General features: G+C 62.7%; 3 protein-coding genes. All 3 read right to left on the minus strand.

From position 1 onward, the window contains the following. Positions 1 to 693 (minus strand): transporter substrate-binding domain-containing protein (locus tag EOA22_RS32945; protein ID WP_127390573.1); only part of this gene is annotated, 693 nt, incomplete at its 3' end. Positions 694 to 824: 131 nt separating this feature from the next. Continuing rightward, positions 825 to 1,211 carry a carboxymuconolactone decarboxylase family protein gene (locus EOA22_RS32950; protein ID WP_127390574.1) on the minus strand — a complete coding sequence of 129 codons (387 nt, stop codon included), beginning with the start codon at positions 1,209 to 1,211 and terminating at the stop codon, positions 825 to 827. Beyond that, positions 1,204 to 1,606 (minus strand): alpha/beta hydrolase (locus EOA22_RS32955; RefSeq protein ID WP_245478748.1); only part of this gene is annotated, 403 nt, incomplete at its 5' end. The genes EOA22_RS32950 and EOA22_RS32955, both read right to left, overlap by 8 nt.

Below are 1,606 nucleotides of genomic sequence, written 5' to 3' on the forward strand. Positions count from 1 at the left end.
CTCATAAAACACCGGATCGCCGATCTGCCTGATCGGATAACCGGCTTTCACGGCATCGACGATGCTGGGCTGCGACGAGACGACGGCATCGAGCCGAACGCCGTCACCGACCCGCAGATCGTCGAAAGCGGTGGTGGAGTTCTCGTAGGAGTGCACTTCCTTCGGGTTGAGCTTGTATTCGAATGGCGGCGCACCGGCCGCGTCGAGCGTCAGATCCTTCTTGGCATAGGCTTCGAAGGTCGATGTCGTCGTCGCGCCGACAACCTTGCCATCCAGATCGCTCAACGATTTGGCCTTGCTGTCCTTGTGAACCGCAACCGCTGCTGGCGTGTAGTAGTACACAGCGGGAAAATCGAAGATCTCGGCGCGCTTCTTCGTCGGCGTCATCGAGCCGACATGCATGTCCCAGCGGCCGACCCAGTTGCCGGCGGTGATGATGTCCCAGCCCGGCGTCACGAACTCGACCTTGACGCCGATGCGCTTGCCGATCTCCTTGGCGACATCGATGTCGAAGCCGTCCAGCTCGTTGCTGGCATTGAGGAAGGACTGCGGCGCCCAGTTGGCGTCAGTTGCGACCTTGAGAGTTCCGGCCGCCACGACACGGTCCAGCACCGCGCCGGCCTGAGCCGGAAGCGTCGTCAATGTCAGGGCAAGCGAAGCCGCCAATGTCGCCAATTTCAGAGATGTTTTCATGTGCACCGTTCCCCTTGTTGTTGTTGCTAATTTAGAAATGAGACTGCCGTCGCCGTCTTCCGGCGAGGCAGAGGAGGTTTGCCGCGCCGATTGCTCGGAACGAAGGTAAGCCGACGGTCGCGAAACGCTTGTCATGGCGTGTCGGCCTTGGCTTCGTCGCGCACCGCACGCGCGACACGGAAGGCCTCGACACCTGCCGGAACGCCGCAATAGACCGCGATCTGGATCAGGGCCGCCCGCAGCTCGTCGTCGCCAAGCCCGTTGCGCATCACACCTCGAAAATGCACGCCGAATTCATGCATGCGCCCCAGTGCCGCAAGCATGCCGAGATTGAGCAGGCTGCGCTGCTTGAGATCGAGCGCGGCGTCAGTCCAGCATGTGCCCCAGCAATACTCGTTGAGCATGTCCTGGAGGGGCCTGGAGAAGTCGTCGGCATTGCCGATTGCGCGGTCGACATAGTCGTCGCCCAGTACTTTGCGGCGGACTGCCTCGCCGGCTTTCTGCAATTTGCTATCCATGGCTGGTCGCCCCTGCCCGTCGTGAGTGGTCATCCAGGAAATCCGCTATCAGGCCAGCGACCGACCCGGGCGCTTCGATCAGGATCGAATGCCGCAACCCCGGCAGGATCTCGAGCCGCGAGCCGCGGATCTGGTCGTGCATATGACGCGCCATGCGCGGGTTGGATCCCTGGTCGTCCTCCCCCGTCACGATCAGTGTCGGCGACCTGATCTGGTCGAGGATGCCGCCGAAATCTGTCTCGGCCAGAACCCGGTAAGCGGCGGCGTAGCACGCAGGATCGTTCTCGGCGTCGCGCCGATGCAGCTCGGCGATCACATCCGGGTTGCGCTCCTGAAACTCCTCGGTCAGCCACCGCGAGAGCGACGCGGCATGGTGCGCACTCGCCTGCCTGGCG

The sequence above is a fragment of the Mesorhizobium sp. M7A.F.Ca.US.014.04.1.1 genome, from assembly GCF_003998745.1.
Classification (GTDB): Bacteria; Pseudomonadota; Alphaproteobacteria; order Rhizobiales; family Rhizobiaceae; genus Mesorhizobium; species Mesorhizobium ciceri.

Coding starts and splice junctions, on each gene's coding strand:
- EOA22_RS32950 (WP_127390574.1), bottom strand. CDS start 1,211: ATGGATAGCAAATTGCAGAAAGCCGGCGAGGCAGTCCGCCGCAAAGTA.